The following is a 17,448-nucleotide window of genomic DNA, read 5'->3' on the forward strand; positions in this document are numbered from 1 at the left end:
CCGCCTCAATTCTGTGCGAGCCGCAACAAATAGCCTTCATTTTCGACGTGCAGCACGCCGCATCCGAGCAAACGCAATTTCGCGCGAAGCCGGTGCACGAGCACATGTCGGACGTTGCGCGGCATGCTCGGCAGCGCTGTCGCTTCCGGGTGTGCTCGCGCGATGGCGTGAAAGATCAGCATTTCACCGCGCGACAGCCGCACGGCTTTTCCGCCCGGCGCCGTGATGGTGCGGAGCCGGTGACTATAGGCTATTTGCGAGCCTGCGATTTGGTTGGCGGTGTCTAGCATTTGGCCGCCTTCCGAGCATGCCAGCCCGGCCATACGGCGTCTGCGGAGCCACCCGCGGCTTCGTATCCGCGGATGTAGTAGCTAAGCTCGGTTAGGCCGATTTGGCCGCCGCAGCTCGTGCATGTAACGCGCATTCCGAGCGTGAGGGGCACCGGGGCGAACGTATGGCGCGGACACGCGTTAAGGCGCCGGCTGTTCGCTTGTACTTCGTCGAATATTTTGCGGAAATCGAGCGCCACCGTTAGCCCTTCCTATATCTAAAGCCGCGATAGCCGTCGGACACAGCGACAGGAAGCCCTGCGGCCCACGGTTCTGATGCGGTCATGAGTTGTTCGAACTCTGCGACGCTGCCAAAGCCCTTAAGTATCTCGGCGACGGGCTCGTCGTGGACGTGGAGGACGATCGGATAGCCATGCTTTTCAAGGCGGAACATGCAGTCGCGGAGAATGTCGCGGGATGCTGCTTGCGTCGCATTCTCCGCGAGCGAGCCGCCGTAGGTGCTTTGTTTTACCCATTGCTTGGTGATCGGGTCTTCGGCCCAAAAGAAGACGCTATCTGTCGTGAACGTGACGTCTTCGCCTTCGTCATTTGTCCACGTTACGGTGTTGGAGCCGATCGACGGGTTCGCATACGCCAGCGCGCGACCACTCGGGAGCCGCATCCACAAAAAGCCGTTGGCGACCTTGAAACGAATTTTCCCATTCGGAATGCTTTGAATGGTTCCGGGGTCTGCGATGGCGTCGAGCGCTGCGTTTTCAAGCGCCTTCCAAAAGGCTTTGATTGCGGGGTGCGCCGCGCGCCAGCCTTTGACGATCTGCCGAACTTCGATTTCGTAGAGCGATTTTTCCGGCAGCTTCGGCAGGTTCGGGATATCTTCGTAGCCGGCGCGGCGGAAGCGCTTGCCGACAGGCGCTTGCGGGTCGACGAGGATAAACGGCGTTGGAACCAACTTGAGGCCGTAGTTGGCGCCCATGCTTTGGAACGCGCCGACGCTGCCCTGATAGCCGAGTGACAATTCCTGCACCTTGCCGATTTGGCGGCGCGGATCGTCTTTATGGATGGTCGCAGCGTCCAAATTGAACGATCGTGCGTAGGACAAAATATAAAGGTCGTGGCCTATGCCGGCGTCGAAGTCGCGAAAGGCATCGAGCTTCCATTCTTCGCCAGCGAGCCACGCCAACATGCGGCCTTCGATGTTGGAAAAGTCCGAAGCGATCAGCTCGCGGCCTTCTCCGGCGACGATCAGCGAGCGGAGCGATTGCGACACGCAGTCGATGGGGTCGCCGTAGCACATTGAAATAGCGGCGGCGCCATCGGGGCTCGGGAAAAGGTCTATAACCTTTTCAATATCTTTGAATTTCAGCGAAGGCCGCCGCAAGTTCTGTGGTTGCAGTCGGCGGCCATTCCAACGCCCGGTGCTCGCCGCGTGATAGCCGAAAAGCTCGCGAGCCCTGCCGTCATCGTCGGCAGCGGCAAGCATCGCAGCAAGTTTAGCTGTGGAAGCCTTCCCGGCTTGCTCGCGGATTTGCAGCACACGCTCGATATCGGCGCGGGCGGGGAAGTCGAAGCCACAGGCAGCGATACGCGCCTCGATTTGTGCGTCTGTGTATTGTTCAAAGGGGTTGAATGCGGGATCGCGGACCGCCTCCAACATTTTCGCCAGCTCGGGCTTTGCGATAGAATTGCAACCTGGAAATCCGTTTTCGCGGAGCCACCCGCAGAGCTTCATAGCTTCGGAGGCCGCTTCAACCTTACCGCCAGTTAAGTGGAAAAGTTCTAAGTCGAGTTTCGTTTTTTCGCCTTCGACCAGATCGTCAGCGCACTGAATTGACGGGATATCGAGCGCAAGCCCACGGTTATTTATGCGGCGGTCGAGCAGCCATGTTTGGCGCTCGATCGGCGAAAGCTCGGGAAGTTTTTCATCTATCGGACGTTCAACAATTACGTCCTGAATGCAGTAGACGCCGAGCCGTTCAATTTTCGCCGGGTCGTCCCACCATATCGGAGTACCGTCGGGCAAAATCTTCCGTGGACGGCTCATACGCATCATAAGCGCATGGCCTTCCTTATCTTTTTTCTGTTCTAGGCCAAGAGCAATAGCCAGATTGCCGAGCCCGGCCGGCAGCGAGAGCGCCTGCGCACGGGCCATCGTGCAATCGGTTTGCCCGATGGCGAGCTTCGGCCAAGAGGGCTCAACGCGCGCCGTTAGACAATGGTTCCAAATCGCCAGCTCGAAAGGCGCGTTGTGCGCGACAACTTTTCCACCGTTGCGAATGTGATCTAGCGCAGCGGTCGGCGCCGGGGCGCCGGGCCGCCAAAGCTGCGGGGCGTCAGAGCCTAAAGCCCACGCCATGCACCAAATTCCGGTATTGTGGTGCCGTGCGTACTTGTGGACGCCGGCTTTTTTCAAGTCGACGGTAGACCGGGTTTCAAAATCAATGTGCAAGCGCGCGGAATGGAACATAGATTTTTCATCATTCGCGCGTTATATTCCGCGCGTCCCCTAAGTCGTCTGTGGTGTGGTAGCTCCGGGCGATATCGGGTCGGACGAAATGGGAAGCGCCGGGCGTGGTGGCCTAGCGCTTCCCGACTATCCTCAAAACAAAGCGGCGGTGTCGATCTGGCCATCAATGTTGACGGCCTGAAAGTCGTCATCGGGTGCAGAGCGAACCGAGAACGGCTCGTCGTCGCGGATGATCTGCACGTTGCCCAACCCGAACGAAACGCCCTTTTTCTTCGGGTTGTCGAAAGCGTAAGGCCGAAGCGAAACCAGCGCCCACACGCCCGGATAAACGCGGGCAGGGTCGTGGATTTGCTGGCGTTGCGCATCGACCACGCCGGGGCGTTGCAACGAGCTGGCCGAGATAAAGATGCAGCCTTCCTCGTAGCCGTTGATGTGCCCCTTTTCGCCTTGGTCGCGGAACGGGGTGTGGAGCCTCGGCCCCTTGTAGTTGGCGCCGAACTTGTCGATGGCGGCCTTGTTGGCGGCTGCCTTCAAAACCGTCAGATCGGCGCCACGCGGAAACAAAAGCGTGGTCGCGTACTTCGGCTTGCCCATTGAACCATCGTCCTGCGCCTGCCCGGCCTGCGGCTCGAACAAGTACGGGTATGAGAGGCGAACGGGACATGACCGAAGCATGCCGCCCGGCAACTCAACGCAGGGCATCTGCTTAAGTGCTGCGGCGATCCATTCGTTTGACATGTGTAACTGTTGCTCCTGTTTAATCTTGCCAGTCGATATCATCGAACTCGCTAGCGGCGTCGATCGACACCGCAGGCGCCTTGTGTGTGACCGGCACGAGATTGACGCCGCTGCTCTCCTGCACGACTTCGTCAGCGAGCAGAGCGAACGTCGCTTTGCCGAGAAGCTGTTCGAGTTGCGCGGGAGTTTTGATTTGCGACGCCAAGCGAATGTCGGCGATCTTGGTACGCTGCACGAGGTCGTATGCCGCGTCGGTGTCGCGCCACTTGCGTTTTGCAACCTTGGCGACAAACTTAAACCCGTCGGGCATGTTGCCGTGTCGGGCTTGCTCGTAGGCGTGCTTTCGCACGGCTTTGAGCCACGTCTCTATCTCGCCAGCGAGCTTTAGCTTTGCTGCTAGATCGGCACCGGAAAGCTGCGGGATCGTGTCTAACGACGGGACGTCGTCAAACTCATTCATTGCTGCTTTAACCGCTGTGTCTTCTAGCTGCGGGCAAATGCCTGCGGCGGGACAGAACCGGCAATGCTTGCCGGATGCAAGCGGGGCGTTCGGATCGCGCGCACGCGCAACGGCGTCGCGTAAATCCTCGCCCCATTCGATAAGTTGAAGCGCGTCGACTTCGTCAGCACGAACCGGCCCCGCGTGATGCGGACACCGCGGCTGCACGATGGTCATAACGACTTTTGAGAGAGGCCGATTGCCCCGGCGCATGGCAGCGCCGAGCGCGTAGTAAAGCAGTTGCGGGTTTTCGACCACCTCGACGGGGACGCCCGCGCCGTGCTTGTAGTCGAAGATATAAAGGGTTTTGCTGCCGGGCTTATAAACCGAGCAGTCGTTCGTGCCGAAAAGGTCGTCGCCGATATGCGACAACGTAAAGCGTTCTTCGACGTTTAGTTCGTCGGTCGCGGCATCAAACACCGCGTAGATGGCGTCGAGATAGACGTTTACCGCCCCGGCCATAACGTCGCCCAACTTCTGCGACGTCCACTTGCCGAGCTTTTTGCGGTCGTTCTCGGAAAGCTCCGCGAAGTCTTCAAGCGCCTGCCCAACGTAGGGCGTCGCCGTGGCTTCCATGTTCTTTAGGCAGTGCTCGGCCAGCGCATGCGCTGCTGTGCCTTCCTGAGCATACGCGCTCGACGTGTTCGGTAGTCCGTCGCACAGGCGGACGCTGCCGGGGCAGCTTGTCCACCTGTACGCTGAGGATGCACCAAAGGCCGAATGCGCCTTTGGGCTAGACAAGTGCCGCGGCTGCCGAATGATCGGACATTGCCTTTTGGAGCTTCCCGGCAAATTCCGAGTAGTACTCCGGGGCGAGCTGCGCGAGCTTCGTTGCCTTGTAGAACTTGAGCGTGTCGAGCACCGTCGGTGCGCCGCACTGCTCAATCGTCTTCATCATCAGATCGCGGACGCTTTCCGCGGTCCAAGCCGGAGCGGCGGGAGCCGGTGCAGCGGCGGGTGTCGGCGCCACGGGGGCCGGAGCCGGTGCGGGCGCCGTAGCCGCCACGGTCGACGCCGTAGCTGCGGTCTGCGGCAGCAGCGTGGACGCCTCGGCAGCGGGTGCCGGTGCGGCGTCTTTCTTCTGAGACGGCGGGCGGCCCCGGCGCTTAGGCGTGGCCTGCACTTCTTCGGTAGCGTCGTCGCCGTCGTCTTCGACGTCGGGAGACAACGGCTTTTCGCCCGGCAGCGTTGCCGCTGTCGAGACGTCGAGACCTTCAAGCGACGCGAGGACGGCAAACAGCTTTGCCATGTCCTTTGTGCCGCCCGTGATGGTGAGCGTAAGGTTCATTACGGTAGCTCCGTTTCGTGGTTGCAGCGGGTGGTGGGCCGCTTAACGCTTTTGATAAGCGTATCCACGAATAGCCGAGCCGTTGATTTGGTGTCAACACTTTTATTCAAATAGGGCGGAAATAGCTTCGGTCTTTCTGAGCAAAACTCGGTTTACGGCTTCGTCAATTGAGCCGGAAAGAGAAACCAATTGCGCGAGCACCGGCCGCTTTTGGCCCATGCGGTGGGCTCGACAAATAGCCTGCCAATTATCAGCGGGCGACCAACTCGGCTCTACAATTAAAACGCGGTGCGCTGCGGTGAGCGTAATGCCTAGGCCGGCCGTCTTTATCTGGCATATGATAAGGCGGCGGTTATGGTTGGTCTGAAACTGGTCAATTATATTCTGCTTTTTCTCGTCGGGCGTCCCGCCGTAAATAATTCGTGGATGGTAGCCGATCAGATATTGCTGCAAGAAATTGATAACGTCGCGATGGATCGCAAACAGTATCATTTTGGCGGATGGATCGTCGGTCATGACGCCTCGCACGTATTCCGCGACGTTGCGCACTTTCGCCATGCCAATTAGACGGCGCACTACAGCAATGTGCTTGACTTTCGTTAATGACCAGTCGCCCGTGTCCATCGCTTCTTTTACGACGGCCTCGAATTGCGGCTTTAATTCTTGGAGCCTATCTAATATCGGTTTGTCGGGGTGGACTTCGCACGGCTCGATCGGCAATTGATCGACGACCAGCGACGGCAAGTCTTTTAAAACTTCCTCGCGCTCGCGGCGCAAAAAGACCTGTTTGATTAATTCTCGTAAACGCGGCGCGTCTTTGTTTCCGGTCACGATATAGCCATAAGGACCAGACTTGCCGCGAGTGAAAGCCCGCATGAAATCCCAATAGCCCTGCCGCCAAGTGCCAGCTATTCGCAAGTGCGGGTATGTCTCGCCAGGATGGTTTGGCGCGAGCGAGCCCGACAGGGGCCAAATGCGCCGCGCAAACTCGGCGACGCCGAGCTTGCCATCGCACTGCGGCCCATAAATAGCGATCGTTCGGGCACTACCCCGCTCTTTCAGGTAATGCGCTTCGTCGACGATAAGCACGTCGCAATCGCGCTTGCGCAACGCATTGCGGATGGTCGGAGCGGTCGCAGCTTCGAACGCCACGATAACGACGCCCTTGTCGGGCATAGGCTGCTCGGCACTACCGATGATCGTGCAAACCCGAGGCTGGTTAGAGAACCGTCGGAACTCACGCGCCCACGCTTGCCGCATGATAGCCGGCACGACGACGGTTATATTTTTGGCGTTGATTAAGTCACATGCGGCGATGGCCTGCGCGGTCTTGCCTACGCCCATGTCGTCGGCCAAGCCACGAACGCGCGGCCCTTCCGCTAGCCACCGCGCGCCGATAATCTGATAGGGTAGGAGCGGCGTCACCGACGCTTGCGGCGCGGTGCCGCTTTCGGCTTGCGCGGCGCGGGGGCCGTGTCACGAGCGTAGAGCGCGAGCAACGCGGCCTCGGCCCGGCCGTCTTGCGTTTTCTTCGACCACAGCGTGCGGCCTGCGGGCAAAAGCTGCCCGGCGACCATGCGGCACTTGTCTTTGTCGCTCGACAGCCGGTAGCGCCTTTTCCAAACGCTCGGCGGCACCTCAACGAAAGGTAGCTTCGCCGCGTAGAGCGCAGCGACCATCGCCCCGGTGGTTTTACCGAACGTAAACGCGTTGGGCGCCGATTGCTTCGGCAGCCCCCCGACTTCCTCGATTACGACGAGCTGCGGATCGAACGTCATAGCGAGCGCCGACATTAGGTCGATGAAAGCGGGAACGTCGAGCCGCAGCTTAGTCGTCTTGCCGATCTTGTATTTGACCGTCGGCACGTCGAAGCACTCGACGCGGTCGTTATCGTAGACGACGCTCACGGCCCCTTTTGTTCCGGGGTCAATTCCGATGAATGATGCTGTGGACATGGTAGCCTGCTCGTCGCTTCGATGTTGACGCTATATCAACACACAGCGCGACTTGTCAACGCCCCGTCGTAACCACGTTGCTTTTTATCTCCACACCGAAAGAAAGTGGTGATATGCTGCCCACGAAAAGCGAATCACGAAACATCACGAGAAATAACTTGGCCCCCAGAAAAAAGAAAAAGCCGGCTGTCGCCGAGCACCCGATTTTCTATCCGGTCGACCGGGCTTGGTTTCAGGCCCGAACGAAAGACGAAGGGCTTTCCCTGCGCGCCGTGGCCCGAGAACTCGGCCTAGACCCCTCGTCGTTCAACAGGACGCTTAAAGGCACCCGCCGCATGCAGGTTCATGAGCTGGCCGGGCTGGCGCGCTTGCTCCGGGTGCCGCCCGACGAAGTCTTGGCGCGCGTCGGCTTCCCGGTGGCAAGCGTCGAGGTGCCTATCGTCGGCCGGATAACCGCCGACGGCGAGGTGCACGCCGCAACGCCCCGTAAGAATGAAATCTTGAGGGCGCCACCGGATGCGCCGTCAGGGCTTCAAGCTTACGTTTTTGACACGGTCGGAAGCCCGCTCGCCTTATGGGACCAAAGTATAGCGTTCGTGTTGCCGCGGACGTCGATCGCCGCCGAGGACGTCGGCCGGCTCGCTGTTGTGGATAGCAAGGGCAAGCGCCCGCAGATGTTAGGGTCCGTGACAAAAGGCACGTCTCGGGGCCGGATGCGGGTGCTACCCTTCGCGCCGGGCAGGGAGCCGTTCGAAGGCGATGAATGCTCCGCGTCGCCGGTCCTGTGGATAAAAGCCGCCTAGGGTTACGACATGACGATTACGAAAGCCAACATGGCAGACCAGCTCGCCGAGGCATACGTTGAGCCCGAGTGGCTAGCGAAGCGCTGGCACACGACGGTCGAGACGCTAGCGAACCAGCGCTACGCCGGCCGCGGCATCCCGTTTTTTAAAACGCCGGGCGGCTCGATCCTTTACGCCATGTCGGATGTGTTGGAGGCGGAACTTAACGGCAAGCGTGGCATATCCGCCGCACAGGTCGAAGAAGCGATCTTGTCCACACCGGGTTGCGACTTGCGGGTTTTACGAGCGGTCGCGAAGCATGTCAGGGCTCTAATTAAATAACGGCGGGTCACGAGAGGTCGTTTGGCGCGGGAGTTGCGACCAATGTGCGACCAACGCCGAATGGACGATTTGACAACGCGTCCTAAGTTCCTGAAATTAATAGCAAATAATTTAATTTATTTTTTCAATTGCTATATCCGACGGTTATATAGGGGCCTGATTTCAGCGTGCAACGCTTCTTATCCCCTCCATAGATCAACTTTATCGCCTTTTGATTGCGTCAAAACGGAACTACCCGCCGTGACGCAATGCTTCAGTTTGCAAGCTTTTTTCTGCGGTTGAAGCGCATCCCTGGAGAGGAGGAGGCGCCTTGATTTTGCTCAACGTTTGTTCTGTTGCGATGCTGGTCGCGACGTCGCAGCCGCATCAAGCATCGGCGGGCGGTTCCGATGAGGCAGGTGCAGCGTCGTCGGCCTTGGCGACTTTCGGGCCGCCGCGGGAGACGACGACCATCGCCGGACGCAGGTTTCGGTCATCGATCATGTAGCCGACCTGATAGACCTGCAGCACGGTGCCAGCTGGGACGTTTGCGTTCTCCTGCTCCATCACGGCTTGGTGGTGGTGCGGATTGAAGGGCTGGCCGGCCGGGTCGATGGCGCGGACACCGTGACGCTCAAGGGCCGTCTTATAATCACGCTCGGCGAGAATGACCCCATCGAGCAAGGTTTTCAGGGCCGGATCGCTCTCGACGGCATCCTTCGGCACGGCGGCGATAGCGCGCTGGAAGTTGTCGCCGACTGTCAAGATATCCTTGGCAAACTTGGTGATTGCATACTTCGCCGTCTCTTCCTTTTCCTTTTCGAGGCGGCGGCGGACGTTCTCCGTTTCAGCAACGGCGCGCAGGTACTGATCCTGCTTGCCAGCAGCTTCGGCGGACTTCTTTTCGAGATCGGCCTGAAGGGCGGCGATCATCGCCTTGAGCTGCTCGACGCTCACATCTCCCATTTCGGGGGGCGTTGCCGCGGACGGTTGCACGGTCTCGTCTATGGGCTTTTTGTCGTCGCTCATTTTTCTCTTCGCTGGAATAGCACTGCAAAAATTCCGGTGCCGGGGTATCGGCCGCTAGGCCGTAAAAATCAAGGCAGTTCAAGTTGGGGTGCGTCAGAAGCGGGTCAAATAGGTCTCGATGCCTCAGCCCATCAAGCGGCTCATCAGCTTGGCTGTATAATCCACCATCGGGATGATGCGGGCATAATTGAGCCGAGTCGGGCCGATAACGCCCAGCACGCCGACGACGTGGCGGGTCTCATCCCGAAATGGGGCAACAATCAACGATGAGCCCGAAAGCGAAAACAGCTTGTTTTCCGAGCCAATGAAAATGCGGACGCCTTCGGCCGTTTCGGAGGCGCCGAGCAGCTCGACGATGTCCTGCTTGGATTCGAAGGCGTCAAAGAGCTGGCGGATGCGTTCCAGGTCTTCGGCGGCGGTCACGTCTTTCAGGAGGTTACTCTGACCGCGGACGATGAGGCTCTTGCGATCATCGGCGACACCTGACCATTCGGCGAGCCCGGCCTTGATGACCTTTTGGGTCAATACGTCGAGTTCTGCCTTGGCGGCGTTCAACGACTTTTCGAGTTCTGCCCTGGCTTCGGCGAGCGTCAGGCCGCGCAAGTGGGTGTTGAGATAGTTCGAAGCTTCCTGCAAGGCAGACGGCGGCAAGCCATCAGGAAGGTTGATGATGCGGTTCTCAACGTTCTGGTCTTCGTCGACCAGGATGACGAGGCCGCGTCCGGGTTCGAGCGGCACGAATTCGATGTGGCGCAGGCGGGCGACCTGTTTTTCGGCGAGCACGACGCCCGCGCAGTGGGACAGACCGGACATCAGTTCGCCCGCTTCGCTCAAAAGCTGATCGACCGATTTTTCGCGCCGGACGGCGATCTGGGCTTCGATCTGGCGGCGCTCGTCCGGGGTGATGTCGCCGACTTCAAGAAGGCCGTCGACGAACAGACGCAAGCCGAGCTGGGTGGGCAGGCGCCCCGCAGACGTGTGCGGCGCGATAATGAGGCCGAGCTGCTCCAAGTCCGACATGACGTTGCGGATCGAGGCGGGCGAGAGGGCAATCGGCAAGGCGCGTGACAGATTGCGAGAGCCGACCGGCTCACCCGTCGCCAGATAGCTTTCGACGATGCGCCGCAGGATCGTCCGCGAGCGCTCGTTAAGCTTTTGCAGCTGCGTTTTGCCGTCCAGGATGGGTGCTGCCACGATTTGATCTTCCGTGTTCACCGTCAAAATCTATGAATGACAGGGGCCTACGTCAAATCCTGCGGTGTTTTCTGGGTATCTGCACCCTTCTTTCAACCGATAAGGTTTCCGGTTGAAGGCCGGGGGGGCCTTCATTAGGGTCGCGGCCGCAATACCAACAATTCAGGGAACTCATGCGACCTTCCAAACGCAAGCCAGACGAGTTGCGCCGTGTTTCAATCGAGCGGGCCGTTTCCAAATATGCCGAAGGCTCCTGCCTCATCAAATTCGGCGACACCCATGTTCTTTGCACGGCGAGCTTGGAAGAGCGCCTCCCGCAGTGGCTGAAAGGTCAGGGCCGTGGCTGGGTGACGGCGGAATACTCGATGCTGCCGCGGTCGACGCACGACCGGACGCGGCGCGAGGTGACGAGCGGCCATCCGTCGGGGCGGACGCAGGAAATTCAGCGTCTCGTTGGCCGGGCGCTTCGTGCGGTCGTAGATCTGACGAAGCTTGGCGAACGGCAGATCACGGTCGACTGCGACGTCATCCAGGCCGATGGCGGCACGCGCACGGCGTCGATCACCGGCGCGTGGGTGGCTCTGCACGATTGCATCCAGTGGATGAAAATGCGCGACATGGTGAAGGACGCCGTGCTGCGCGATCACGTGGCTGCCGTGTCGTGCGGTCTCTATAAAGGTGAGCCGGTGCTCGATCTCGACTATGCCGAGGACAGCAACGCGGATGCCGATTCCAATTTCGTGATGACCGGCTCGGGCGGCATCGTCGAAATCCAAGGCACGGCCGAGACGACGCCCTTCACAGAAGATAAGTTCACCGAGCTGATGGGGCTCGCCAAGAAGGGGATCGGCGAACTCGTTCAGCTGCAGAAGCTGACGGTCGCTTAAGACCAGACAACGGAGCGAGGCCATGTTCGGACCTTTTGCCCTGACGGTCGCGGCGCTGTTCACAGGCGCGGCGATATATATCAACTGGGCAGAGCAACCGGCGCGGCTTTCTCTCGACGATGCTGCGATGCTTGCGGAATGGAAACCCGCCTACCGGCGCGGATTTCAGATGCAGGCATCGCTTGCCGTCATCGGCTTCATTCTGGGTACGCTCGAGTGGCTGGTCACCGGCAAGGTGATCTGGCTTGCCGGCGGCGCGGCGCTACTCGCCAATTGGCCGTTTACGATCTTCGCGATCATGCCGGTCAATAAGATCCTTGAAGAGACCCCGTTCGAACGGGCCAACGAAGAGACACGGGTGCTGATCGAGCGCTGGGGCATGCTGCACGGCGTGCGCAGCGTGCTTGGCGCCTTCAGCCTGGGGCTTTTCCTATGGGCGTCGATTTAAACATACCGCCGGCACTGCCTGGTGTTCTCGAAACGGTGCTTTACGCGCGCGATCTCGTGCCGATCGAAGACTTTTATCGTCGGGTCTTTGGCATTCGACCATTTCAAGCCGTTGCCGGCCGCCACCTCTTTTACCGCTTAGGTACGCAGATGCTTTTAATCTTCAATCCGGAAACATCGCGTATTCCGCCCGCGCACGATGCGCTGCCAGTGCCGCCTCACGGCATGCGTGGCGAGGGGCATGTCTGCTTTCGCGCCACGCGCGACGACCTCGTGCGTTGGAGGCATCGACTTGAGAGCCTCCACATTCCGATCGAAGCCGAATTCGAATGGCCGCGCGGCGGCCGCTCAATCTACTTTCGCGATCCGGCGGGCAATTGCCTCGAATTTGCCGAGCCGCGCATCTGGGGACTGCAATGAAGACTCTTTCGAAGGGCATGAAGCTCGTCGTGGCGAGCCACAACCCTGGCAAGGTCTGGGAGATCAACCAGCTCATCCAGCCATATGGACTCGATGCCGTTTCGGCGGGCGAGCTTGGGCTTTCGGAACCCGAAGAGACGGAGACGACGTTTGCTGGCAACGCGCGGCTGAAGGCTGTCGCAGCGGCTGAGGGTTCTGGGTTGCTGGCGCTTGCCGATGACTCCGGACTTGAAGTCGAATGCCTGGATGGCGCGCCGGGGATCTATTCGGCGCGCTGGGCCGGTCCGGCAAAAGACTTCGGCGTCGCTATGAAGAAAGTCGCAGACGAGATCAGCGCGTGTCACGGCTGGACGGCTGAAGGCCCGCGCGCCAATTTCATTTCGGTCTTGTGTCTTGCGTGGCCAGGCGGCGAGGTGGAGCTATTCGAGGGCAAGGTGTTTGGCCATCTCGTCTGGCCGGCACGTGGCGGCAACGGCTTCGGCTACGATCCGATGTTCGTGCCGGACGGCGACACCCGCACGTTCGGCGAGATGGAGCCGAAAGAGAAGTATGCGATTTCGCATCGGACACGGGCCTTTGCGGCCTTCAAGGCGGCGATGCTCGATGGTATTGCGCCGACCGCCGCGAAGGTGCGTAGGGGCCGCGACGTCGATGCGTTTGCAGCAGCAGCCGCGAGTCTTTCGACGCGGGTCGAGGCTGCGGCGTTCGTTGCACGTTTGAAAGACGATCTCATCACGCACGGCGCCGAATGGAACAACACGACGCTCGAAAGTTTTCTTGGTGCACTTGCCCGAGAGTTAGAGCGTGCGCCTTCGAAGGATGAACCGGCGTGGCGGCAAATCACAAAAGCAATGCTGGCTGCGAGCGATGACTGATCGCGACACGACATTCGGCGTCTACGTGCACTGGCCGTTCTGCGCGCAGAAGTGTCCGTACTGCGACTTCAACAGTCACGTTCGCCATAAAGGCTGGGACGAGGCGCGGTTTCTTTCGGCCTATAAGCGCGAGATCGACTGGGTGGCGGATCGCATCGGAGCACGCGTTGCGATGAGCGTGTTCTTCGGCGGCGGCACGCCATCGCTGATGCAGCCCGAGACGGTTGCGGGCATCCTCGATCACATTGCGAAACGCTGGGGCATTGCGGACAACGCCGAGATCACGCTTGAGGCCAATCCGGGCAGCGTGGAAGCCGCGCGCTTTCGCGGTTTTCGCGACGCGGGCATCAACCGCGTTTCGATCGGCGTGCAATCGCTGCGAGATGACGAACTGCGCAAGCTTGGGCGCATTCACAGCGTGGCGGAAGCCAAGGCGGCGCTCGATGTAGCGCGCGGCACGTTCGAGCGGTTTTCGTTCGATCTGATTTATGCACGTCCCGGTCAGACCACAGACGCATGGCGTCGCGAGCTTGGCGAGGCGCTCGAGCTGGCAGGCGATCACCTATCGCTTTATCAGCTGACCATCGAGCCTGATACGCCTTACGCCGCACTTCACGCTGCCGGTAAGCTCGTCATTCCGGACGACTACGATGCGGGGGCGCTTTACGAGATCACCGAGGAGATGACGGCGGCGCGCGGGCTCGCGGCTTATGAGGTTTCAAACTACGCGCGCGACGGGTCGGAAAGCCGGCACAATCTCCTTTATTGGCGCTACGGCGAGTATGCAGGGATCGGGCCGGGGGCGCATGGCCGGATTGTGGTCGATGGCCGGCGTGAAGCGACGATTGCCGAGCGCAATCCTGAGGCGTGGGTCGAACACGTCGAAGGCAACGGTCATGGTTTCATTGAGCGGATCGCATTGTCTGACGCCGAGCAGGCGGACGAGATGCTGCTGATGGGCCTGCGGCTTTCCGAAGGGGTCGATCTGGCGCAGCTTGCGAAGATCGGCGGCGTGCGGCCGAGCAAGACGACCATCGACGAGCTGGCGGAACTCGGGCTTCTGGAGACGCTGCCTGCGTCCTTGCGCGCCTCCCCGGCCGGTGGCGACTGGCGGCGGAATGAGCTTGACGAGATCGTCATGTGCTCAAGTCCAGGACTTGCTCCCGAGACGCAACCGCTGTCTGGCGTGCGCATCCGGGTGACGCCGCATGGCCGGCTCGTGCTTAACGCCGTTGTCGCCAAACTCTCAAACAGCTTTCAGCTGACGGACCGCATGGACAAGCTCAGAAGCGCCGTTTAAGCAGCGCTCATGCTGAGGGGACTTTACGATTGGACGATGCGAATGGCGGCCAGTAAACGGGCGCCGTGGGCGCTCGCCGCCGTTTCGTTCGCCGAGAGTTCGTTTTTTCCGATACCGCCCGACATCATGCTGATCCCGATGGTCCTGAGCGACCGGCGGAAAGCGTGGTGGTATGCGACGGTGGCGACCGTCGCCTCCGTAATCGGCGGCATTCTCGGGTACGCCATCGGGTACTATTTCTTTGAGGCGGTCGGACTGCCCATCCTGAAGTTCTACGGCCGCGAGCATGCGCTCGATAGCTTCATGGCGTTCGTACAGGAGTATGGCGTCGAAGCGGTCATCATCAAGGGCGCGACGCCGATCCCTTACAAGGTTGTGACGATTGCGGCTGGCGTTGGCCAGATGAATATCTGGGCGTTTATCGGCGCGAGCATCGTCGCGCGGGCCATGCGTTTCTATCTGGTCGCCGGTCTCCTATATTTCTTCGGCGAGCCGATCCGCGCGTTCATCGAGAAGCGGCTCGGAATGGTGATGACGGTGTTTCTCGTGCTGCTGGTCGGCGGGTTCGTGGCCGTCAAATACATCTTCTAAGTTGGGTTGAAGCCATGGCGTTTGCAGAACGGTCGGGTCGGGGTGCGGATTATCAGCTCGGCGCGCTGGCGCTATTTGGAGCGATTGCGACGATCCTGACGGCGCTCGGGTTTCAATACATCGGCGGCTACGTGCCGTGTATGCTGTGCCTGATCGAACGCTACGCCTATTACGCGGGAATTCCGGTTCTTTTCATCGCGTTGGTGCTGACGGCGGGCGGCTATCGGCGGATGGCCGCGCTGCTCTTCGTGTTGGTCGCTTTGGCGTTTCTGGCGAATACGGGGCTTGGCATCTATCACGCCGGAGCGGAGTGGAAGTTCTGGCCTGGCCCGAGCGCCTGCGGCGGCGGGGAATCCCTCACGTCGTCCGCCGGAAATCTTCTGAACGACATCCAGCACATCAAAGTCATCAAGTGCGATGAAGCGGCGTTGCGCTTCCTCGGCATCTCTTTTGCTGGCTGGAACGTCGTCGCTTCGGTGCTGCTGATGGTGGTTGCGTTCGGTGCGGCCTCGGCGGCTTGGACGCGCCGTAACATCTGAGGCGCGGCAGCGTTCCCAACGTTCTGACGCTTGTCCACAATTCTCAAAATCCATGAAAACGTTGATTTTGTTGCTGACCTAATACTGTCAAGGCAATGTCGCGGTGAATATCACCGGTAAGCCGTGATCGCGCCTTCGCGTTGCCCGAATGTGACGGCTATTCTTGCTTCGTTCGCGGGGCACGGAACGAAACCCGAGCCGGCCCATGTGGATTGTGTGGATATCGTACCAGCGTTGGGAGCGTTCGTGGTGGCGTCTGCGTTGAGTTTGTCGAGTGCAATGCTTGGGACGAGTGACAGCAATCCATTGTCCGAGGCCCAGTCCGCACCATCTTTGAGTACGAGTGGCGTTGTTGCGTTTCGTAGGCGTTCGTTGCGTAGCGTGGTGTCTGTGTACGGACCGAGCCCGAAAGACGTTCTGTCCGAGACGTTTGCAAAATTTAGGCGAACTGCTTCGACAAACTCGTCAAAGCGTATGTCCTCGCGGTTCGCCCGCACTCCTCGCGGAGATCGCTCTTTCCCGGAGCGGACCTCCAACGGTTTTGAGGCAAGTGCGCGTTCACCCGATTGGGGATGGCGTCCAGTTGGAGACGTCGCGGGCGATGTGGTGCGAAACGCCATGGTCGCTGCGGCTCTCGCAAAGGCGAAGTGAACCCCTAAGTCGAGCGTTGAGTGTCCGGTCGCGTATGCGTCGAGTTTTAAGAGTTGGGAAAAAGGATTTCGGAGAGCGCTGGCTTTCCAACGAGCTGGCAGACGCACGGAGCGTGATTGGAGTTAGCCCTCAATCGAGACATCATGTGACACGGTCTCGCGTAGTGATGTCACAGCGCTCTGTGTGTCTGCCGCCATCGTTTGAAACTCAGAAGCTTCGGGAATCGTTCCACGATTTTCGGTTTAGCGGAGTGCGAAGACAATGACCCCCTCGGTTCCGGAACACGTCAGCCCCATTCAGTGGCATCAGGCCGTCGCAGTGAGCCGTGAGCAGTGCGCCAGAATCTTTCGCGATGGCGGTGCGCCTCGCGACGCTCTGGTCGCGTTCGGCCTAAAGTGCGAGGAAGGTGCAGACTGGGAGCGCGTGGTCGATCTCGTTGCGTCCGAGCTGTGTGCGCATCCGATGGCGCGGGCCGCTTAAGATCAGGCCCTTGCTGCGCTCGGAAGATGATGGCCGGGTTTTGCCCGGCCATTGAATAGAGTGCGCGGCTACGGCTCGAGTTCGGTATCCCAGTAGAGATAGTCGAGCCAGCTTTCGTGCAGATAGTTCGGCGGAAAAAGCCTGCCGTTGCGATGCAGTTCGAAGACGGTTGGCCGATATGGCTCGTGCGCTGGGAACATGCCTGCAGCGCGCGGCATCAATCCGCCTTTCTTCAAATTGCAGGGTGCGCAAGCGGTGACGACGTTGTCCCATCGCGTCTGACCGCCACGCGAGCGCGGAATGAGATGATCGAACGTCAGATCATTCCTGTCGCCGCAGTACTGGCAGGTGAAGCGATCGCGCAGGAAAACATTGAAACGCGTGAATGCCGGATAAAGCGCCGGCTTCACGTAGGTCTTCAGCGAAACGACACTCGGCAGCTTCAGCTCGAATGACGGGCTTCGGACATAGCGTTCGTATTCCGAGACGATATTTACGCGGTCCAAAAAGACCGCCTTCACCGTGTCCTGCCAGCTCCACAAGGACAGCGGGTAGTAACTGAGCGGCCGGAAGTCGGCGTTCAGCACAAGAGCCGGACAATTGTCCGGTATTGTCACGTGAGCATTCACAGTCGCGCAAACCTCGCGGTTTTTCGATCCGTCGAATCGCGTCTTGGCCCCACTCGGACGCCGGGATAC

The 17,448-nt window shown here is 59.8% G+C and carries 20 protein-coding genes; 10 read left to right on the top strand and 10 right to left on the bottom strand.

The window, feature by feature from the left end; all coding sequences use genetic code 11:
• Window positions 1-5: 5 nt before the first annotated feature.
• The 7 genes from RLW41_RS09835 to RLW41_RS09865 form a co-directional block, all read right to left on the bottom strand.
• Window positions 6-290, bottom strand: coding sequence for a hypothetical protein (locus tag RLW41_RS09835; protein WP_414464389.1), 285 nt, complete (start codon window positions 288-290; stop codon window positions 6-8).
• 241 nt (window positions 291-531) lie between these two features.
• Window positions 532-2,643 carry a hypothetical protein gene (locus tag RLW41_RS09840; protein ID WP_414464390.1) on the bottom strand — a complete coding sequence of 704 codons (2,112 nt, stop codon included), beginning with the start codon at window positions 2,641-2,643 and terminating at the stop codon, window positions 532-534.
• Between the two features lie 243 nt (window positions 2,644-2,886).
• Window positions 2,887-3,492, bottom strand: coding sequence for a DUF2815 family protein (locus RLW41_RS09845; RefSeq protein ID WP_414464391.1), 606 nt, complete (start codon window positions 3,490-3,492; stop codon window positions 2,887-2,889).
• A gap of 19 nt (window positions 3,493-3,511) precedes the next feature.
• Complete coding sequence (locus RLW41_RS09850) at window positions 3,512-4,783, bottom strand: DUF2800 domain-containing protein (protein WP_414464392.1); 1,272 nt, start codon at window positions 4,781-4,783, stop codon at window positions 3,512-3,514.
• Entirely contained in the window at window positions 4,725-5,279 is a 555-nt protein-coding gene (locus tag RLW41_RS09855) for a hypothetical protein (protein ID WP_414464393.1), read from the bottom strand. The genes RLW41_RS09850 and RLW41_RS09855 overlap by 59 nt, the downstream gene beginning before the upstream one ends.
• A gap of 102 nt (window positions 5,280-5,381) precedes the next feature.
• Window positions 5,382-6,704 (bottom strand): DEAD/DEAH box helicase, encoded by a 1,323-nt coding sequence (locus tag RLW41_RS09860; RefSeq protein ID WP_414464394.1) that lies wholly within the window; start codon window positions 6,702-6,704, stop codon window positions 5,382-5,384.
• The gene (locus tag RLW41_RS09865; RefSeq protein WP_414464395.1) at window positions 6,701-7,234 is read right to left on the bottom strand and encodes a hypothetical protein; all 534 of its coding nucleotides are present in this window, start codon (window positions 7,232-7,234) and stop codon (window positions 6,701-6,703) included. The genes RLW41_RS09860 and RLW41_RS09865 overlap by 4 nt, the downstream gene beginning before the upstream one ends.
• Before the next feature lie 158 nt (window positions 7,235-7,392).
• Between RLW41_RS09865 and RLW41_RS09870 the strand changes: the two genes are divergently transcribed.
• Both RLW41_RS09870 and RLW41_RS09875 read left to right on the top strand, forming a co-directional pair.
• On the top strand, window positions 7,393-8,037 hold the full coding sequence (locus RLW41_RS09870; protein ID WP_414464396.1) for a helix-turn-helix domain-containing protein: 645 nt from the start codon (window positions 7,393-7,395) through the stop codon (window positions 8,035-8,037).
• A 9-nt stretch (window positions 8,038-8,046) separates the two neighbouring features.
• Window positions 8,047-8,358 (top strand): hypothetical protein, encoded by a 312-nt coding sequence (locus RLW41_RS09875; RefSeq protein WP_414464397.1) that lies wholly within the window; start codon window positions 8,047-8,049, stop codon window positions 8,356-8,358.
• A 366-nt stretch (window positions 8,359-8,724) separates the two neighbouring features.
• Here RLW41_RS09875 and grpE read toward each other — a convergent pair whose 3' ends face one another.
• Window positions 8,725-9,366, bottom strand: a complete 642-nt coding sequence (gene grpE, locus RLW41_RS09880) for a nucleotide exchange factor GrpE (protein ID WP_414464398.1) — start codon at window positions 9,364-9,366, stop codon at window positions 8,725-8,727.
• Between the two features lie 123 nt (window positions 9,367-9,489).
• Window positions 9,490-10,560 (bottom strand): heat-inducible transcriptional repressor HrcA, encoded by a 1,071-nt coding sequence (gene hrcA, locus RLW41_RS09885; protein WP_409561612.1) that lies wholly within the window; start codon window positions 10,558-10,560, stop codon window positions 9,490-9,492.
• Between the two features lie 173 nt (window positions 10,561-10,733).
• Between hrcA and rph the strand changes: the two genes are divergently transcribed.
• From rph to RLW41_RS09925, 8 genes are all read left to right on the top strand, one after another.
• Entirely contained in the window at window positions 10,734-11,447 is a 714-nt protein-coding gene (rph, locus tag RLW41_RS09890) for a ribonuclease PH (RefSeq protein ID WP_409561613.1), read from the top strand.
• Between the two features lie 22 nt (window positions 11,448-11,469).
• Window positions 11,470-11,895, top strand: a complete 426-nt coding sequence (locus tag RLW41_RS09895) for a DUF1772 domain-containing protein (RefSeq protein ID WP_414464399.1) — start codon at window positions 11,470-11,472, stop codon at window positions 11,893-11,895.
• A complete protein-coding gene (locus RLW41_RS09900; protein ID WP_414464400.1) occupies window positions 11,880-12,314 on the top strand; it encodes a VOC family protein in 435 nt (144 codons plus the stop codon). Before RLW41_RS09895 ends, RLW41_RS09900 begins: the two co-directional genes overlap by 16 nt.
• The gene (gene rdgB / locus RLW41_RS09905) at window positions 12,311-13,189 is read left to right on the top strand and encodes an RdgB/HAM1 family non-canonical purine NTP pyrophosphatase (RefSeq protein ID WP_414464401.1); all 879 of its coding nucleotides are present in this window, start codon (window positions 12,311-12,313) and stop codon (window positions 13,187-13,189) included. Before RLW41_RS09900 ends, rdgB begins: the two co-directional genes overlap by 4 nt.
• On the top strand, window positions 13,182-14,489 hold the full coding sequence (gene hemW, locus RLW41_RS09910; RefSeq protein ID WP_414464402.1) for a radical SAM family heme chaperone HemW: 1,308 nt from the start codon (window positions 13,182-13,184) through the stop codon (window positions 14,487-14,489). Before rdgB ends, hemW begins: the two co-directional genes overlap by 8 nt.
• 9 nt (window positions 14,490-14,498) lie before the next feature.
• On the top strand, window positions 14,499-15,080 hold the full coding sequence (locus RLW41_RS09915; protein ID WP_414464403.1) for a YqaA family protein: 582 nt from the start codon (window positions 14,499-14,501) through the stop codon (window positions 15,078-15,080).
• A gap of 14 nt (window positions 15,081-15,094) precedes the next feature.
• Window positions 15,095-15,619, top strand: coding sequence for a disulfide bond formation protein B (locus RLW41_RS09920; protein WP_414464404.1), 525 nt, complete (start codon window positions 15,095-15,097; stop codon window positions 15,617-15,619).
• A 912-nt stretch (window positions 15,620-16,531) separates the two neighbouring features.
• Window positions 16,532-16,750, top strand: coding sequence for a hypothetical protein (locus RLW41_RS09925; RefSeq protein WP_414464405.1), 219 nt, complete (start codon window positions 16,532-16,534; stop codon window positions 16,748-16,750).
• A 68-nt stretch (window positions 16,751-16,818) separates the two neighbouring features.
• Here the strand turns inward: RLW41_RS09925 and RLW41_RS09930 are convergent, their stop codons facing one another.
• Window positions 16,819-17,379, bottom strand: a complete 561-nt coding sequence (locus RLW41_RS09930) for an HNH endonuclease (protein WP_409561621.1) — start codon at window positions 17,377-17,379, stop codon at window positions 16,819-16,821.
• Window positions 17,380-17,448 lie beyond the last annotated feature (69 nt).

The sequence above is a fragment of the Hyphomicrobium sp. DY-1 genome, assembly GCF_047497105.1.
Lineage (GTDB): Bacteria > Pseudomonadota > Alphaproteobacteria > Rhizobiales > Hyphomicrobiaceae > Hyphomicrobium_B.

Bases quoted from the DNA above. Each gene is read 5' to 3' on its own strand.
- RLW41_RS09835 (WP_414464389.1), bottom strand. From the start codon at position 290: ATGCTAGACACCGCCAACCAAATCGCAGGCTCGCAAATAGCCTATAGT.
- RLW41_RS09840 (WP_414464390.1), bottom strand. From the start codon at position 2,643: ATGGCGTGGGCTTTAGGCTCTGACGCCCCGCAGCTTTGGCGGCCCGGC.
- RLW41_RS09845 (WP_414464391.1), bottom strand. From the start codon at position 3,492: ATGTCAAACGAATGGATCGCCGCAGCACTTAAGCAGATGCCCTGCGTT.
- RLW41_RS09855 (WP_414464393.1), bottom strand. From the start codon at position 5,279: ATGAACCTTACGCTCACCATCACGGGCGGCACAAAGGACATGGCAAAG.
- RLW41_RS09865 (WP_414464395.1), bottom strand. From the start codon at position 7,234: ATGTCCACAGCATCATTCATCGGAATTGACCCCGGAACAAAAGGGGCC.
- RLW41_RS09875 (WP_414464397.1), top strand. From the start codon at position 8,047: ATGACGATTACGAAAGCCAACATGGCAGACCAGCTCGCCGAGGCATAC.
- grpE (WP_414464398.1), bottom strand. From the start codon at position 9,366: ATGAGCGACGACAAAAAGCCCATAGACGAGACCGTGCAACCGTCCGCG.
- rph (WP_409561613.1), top strand. From the start codon at position 10,734: ATGCGACCTTCCAAACGCAAGCCAGACGAGTTGCGCCGTGTTTCAATC.
- RLW41_RS09895 (WP_414464399.1), top strand. From the start codon at position 11,470: ATGTTCGGACCTTTTGCCCTGACGGTCGCGGCGCTGTTCACAGGCGCG.
- RLW41_RS09900 (WP_414464400.1), top strand. From the start codon at position 11,880: ATGGGCGTCGATTTAAACATACCGCCGGCACTGCCTGGTGTTCTCGAA.
- rdgB (WP_414464401.1), top strand. From the start codon at position 12,311: ATGAAGACTCTTTCGAAGGGCATGAAGCTCGTCGTGGCGAGCCACAAC.
- hemW (WP_414464402.1), top strand. From the start codon at position 13,182: ATGACTGATCGCGACACGACATTCGGCGTCTACGTGCACTGGCCGTTC.
- RLW41_RS09915 (WP_414464403.1), top strand. From the start codon at position 14,499: ATGCTGAGGGGACTTTACGATTGGACGATGCGAATGGCGGCCAGTAAA.
- RLW41_RS09920 (WP_414464404.1), top strand. From the start codon at position 15,095: ATGGCGTTTGCAGAACGGTCGGGTCGGGGTGCGGATTATCAGCTCGGC.
- RLW41_RS09925 (WP_414464405.1), top strand. From the start codon at position 16,532: ATGACCCCCTCGGTTCCGGAACACGTCAGCCCCATTCAGTGGCATCAG.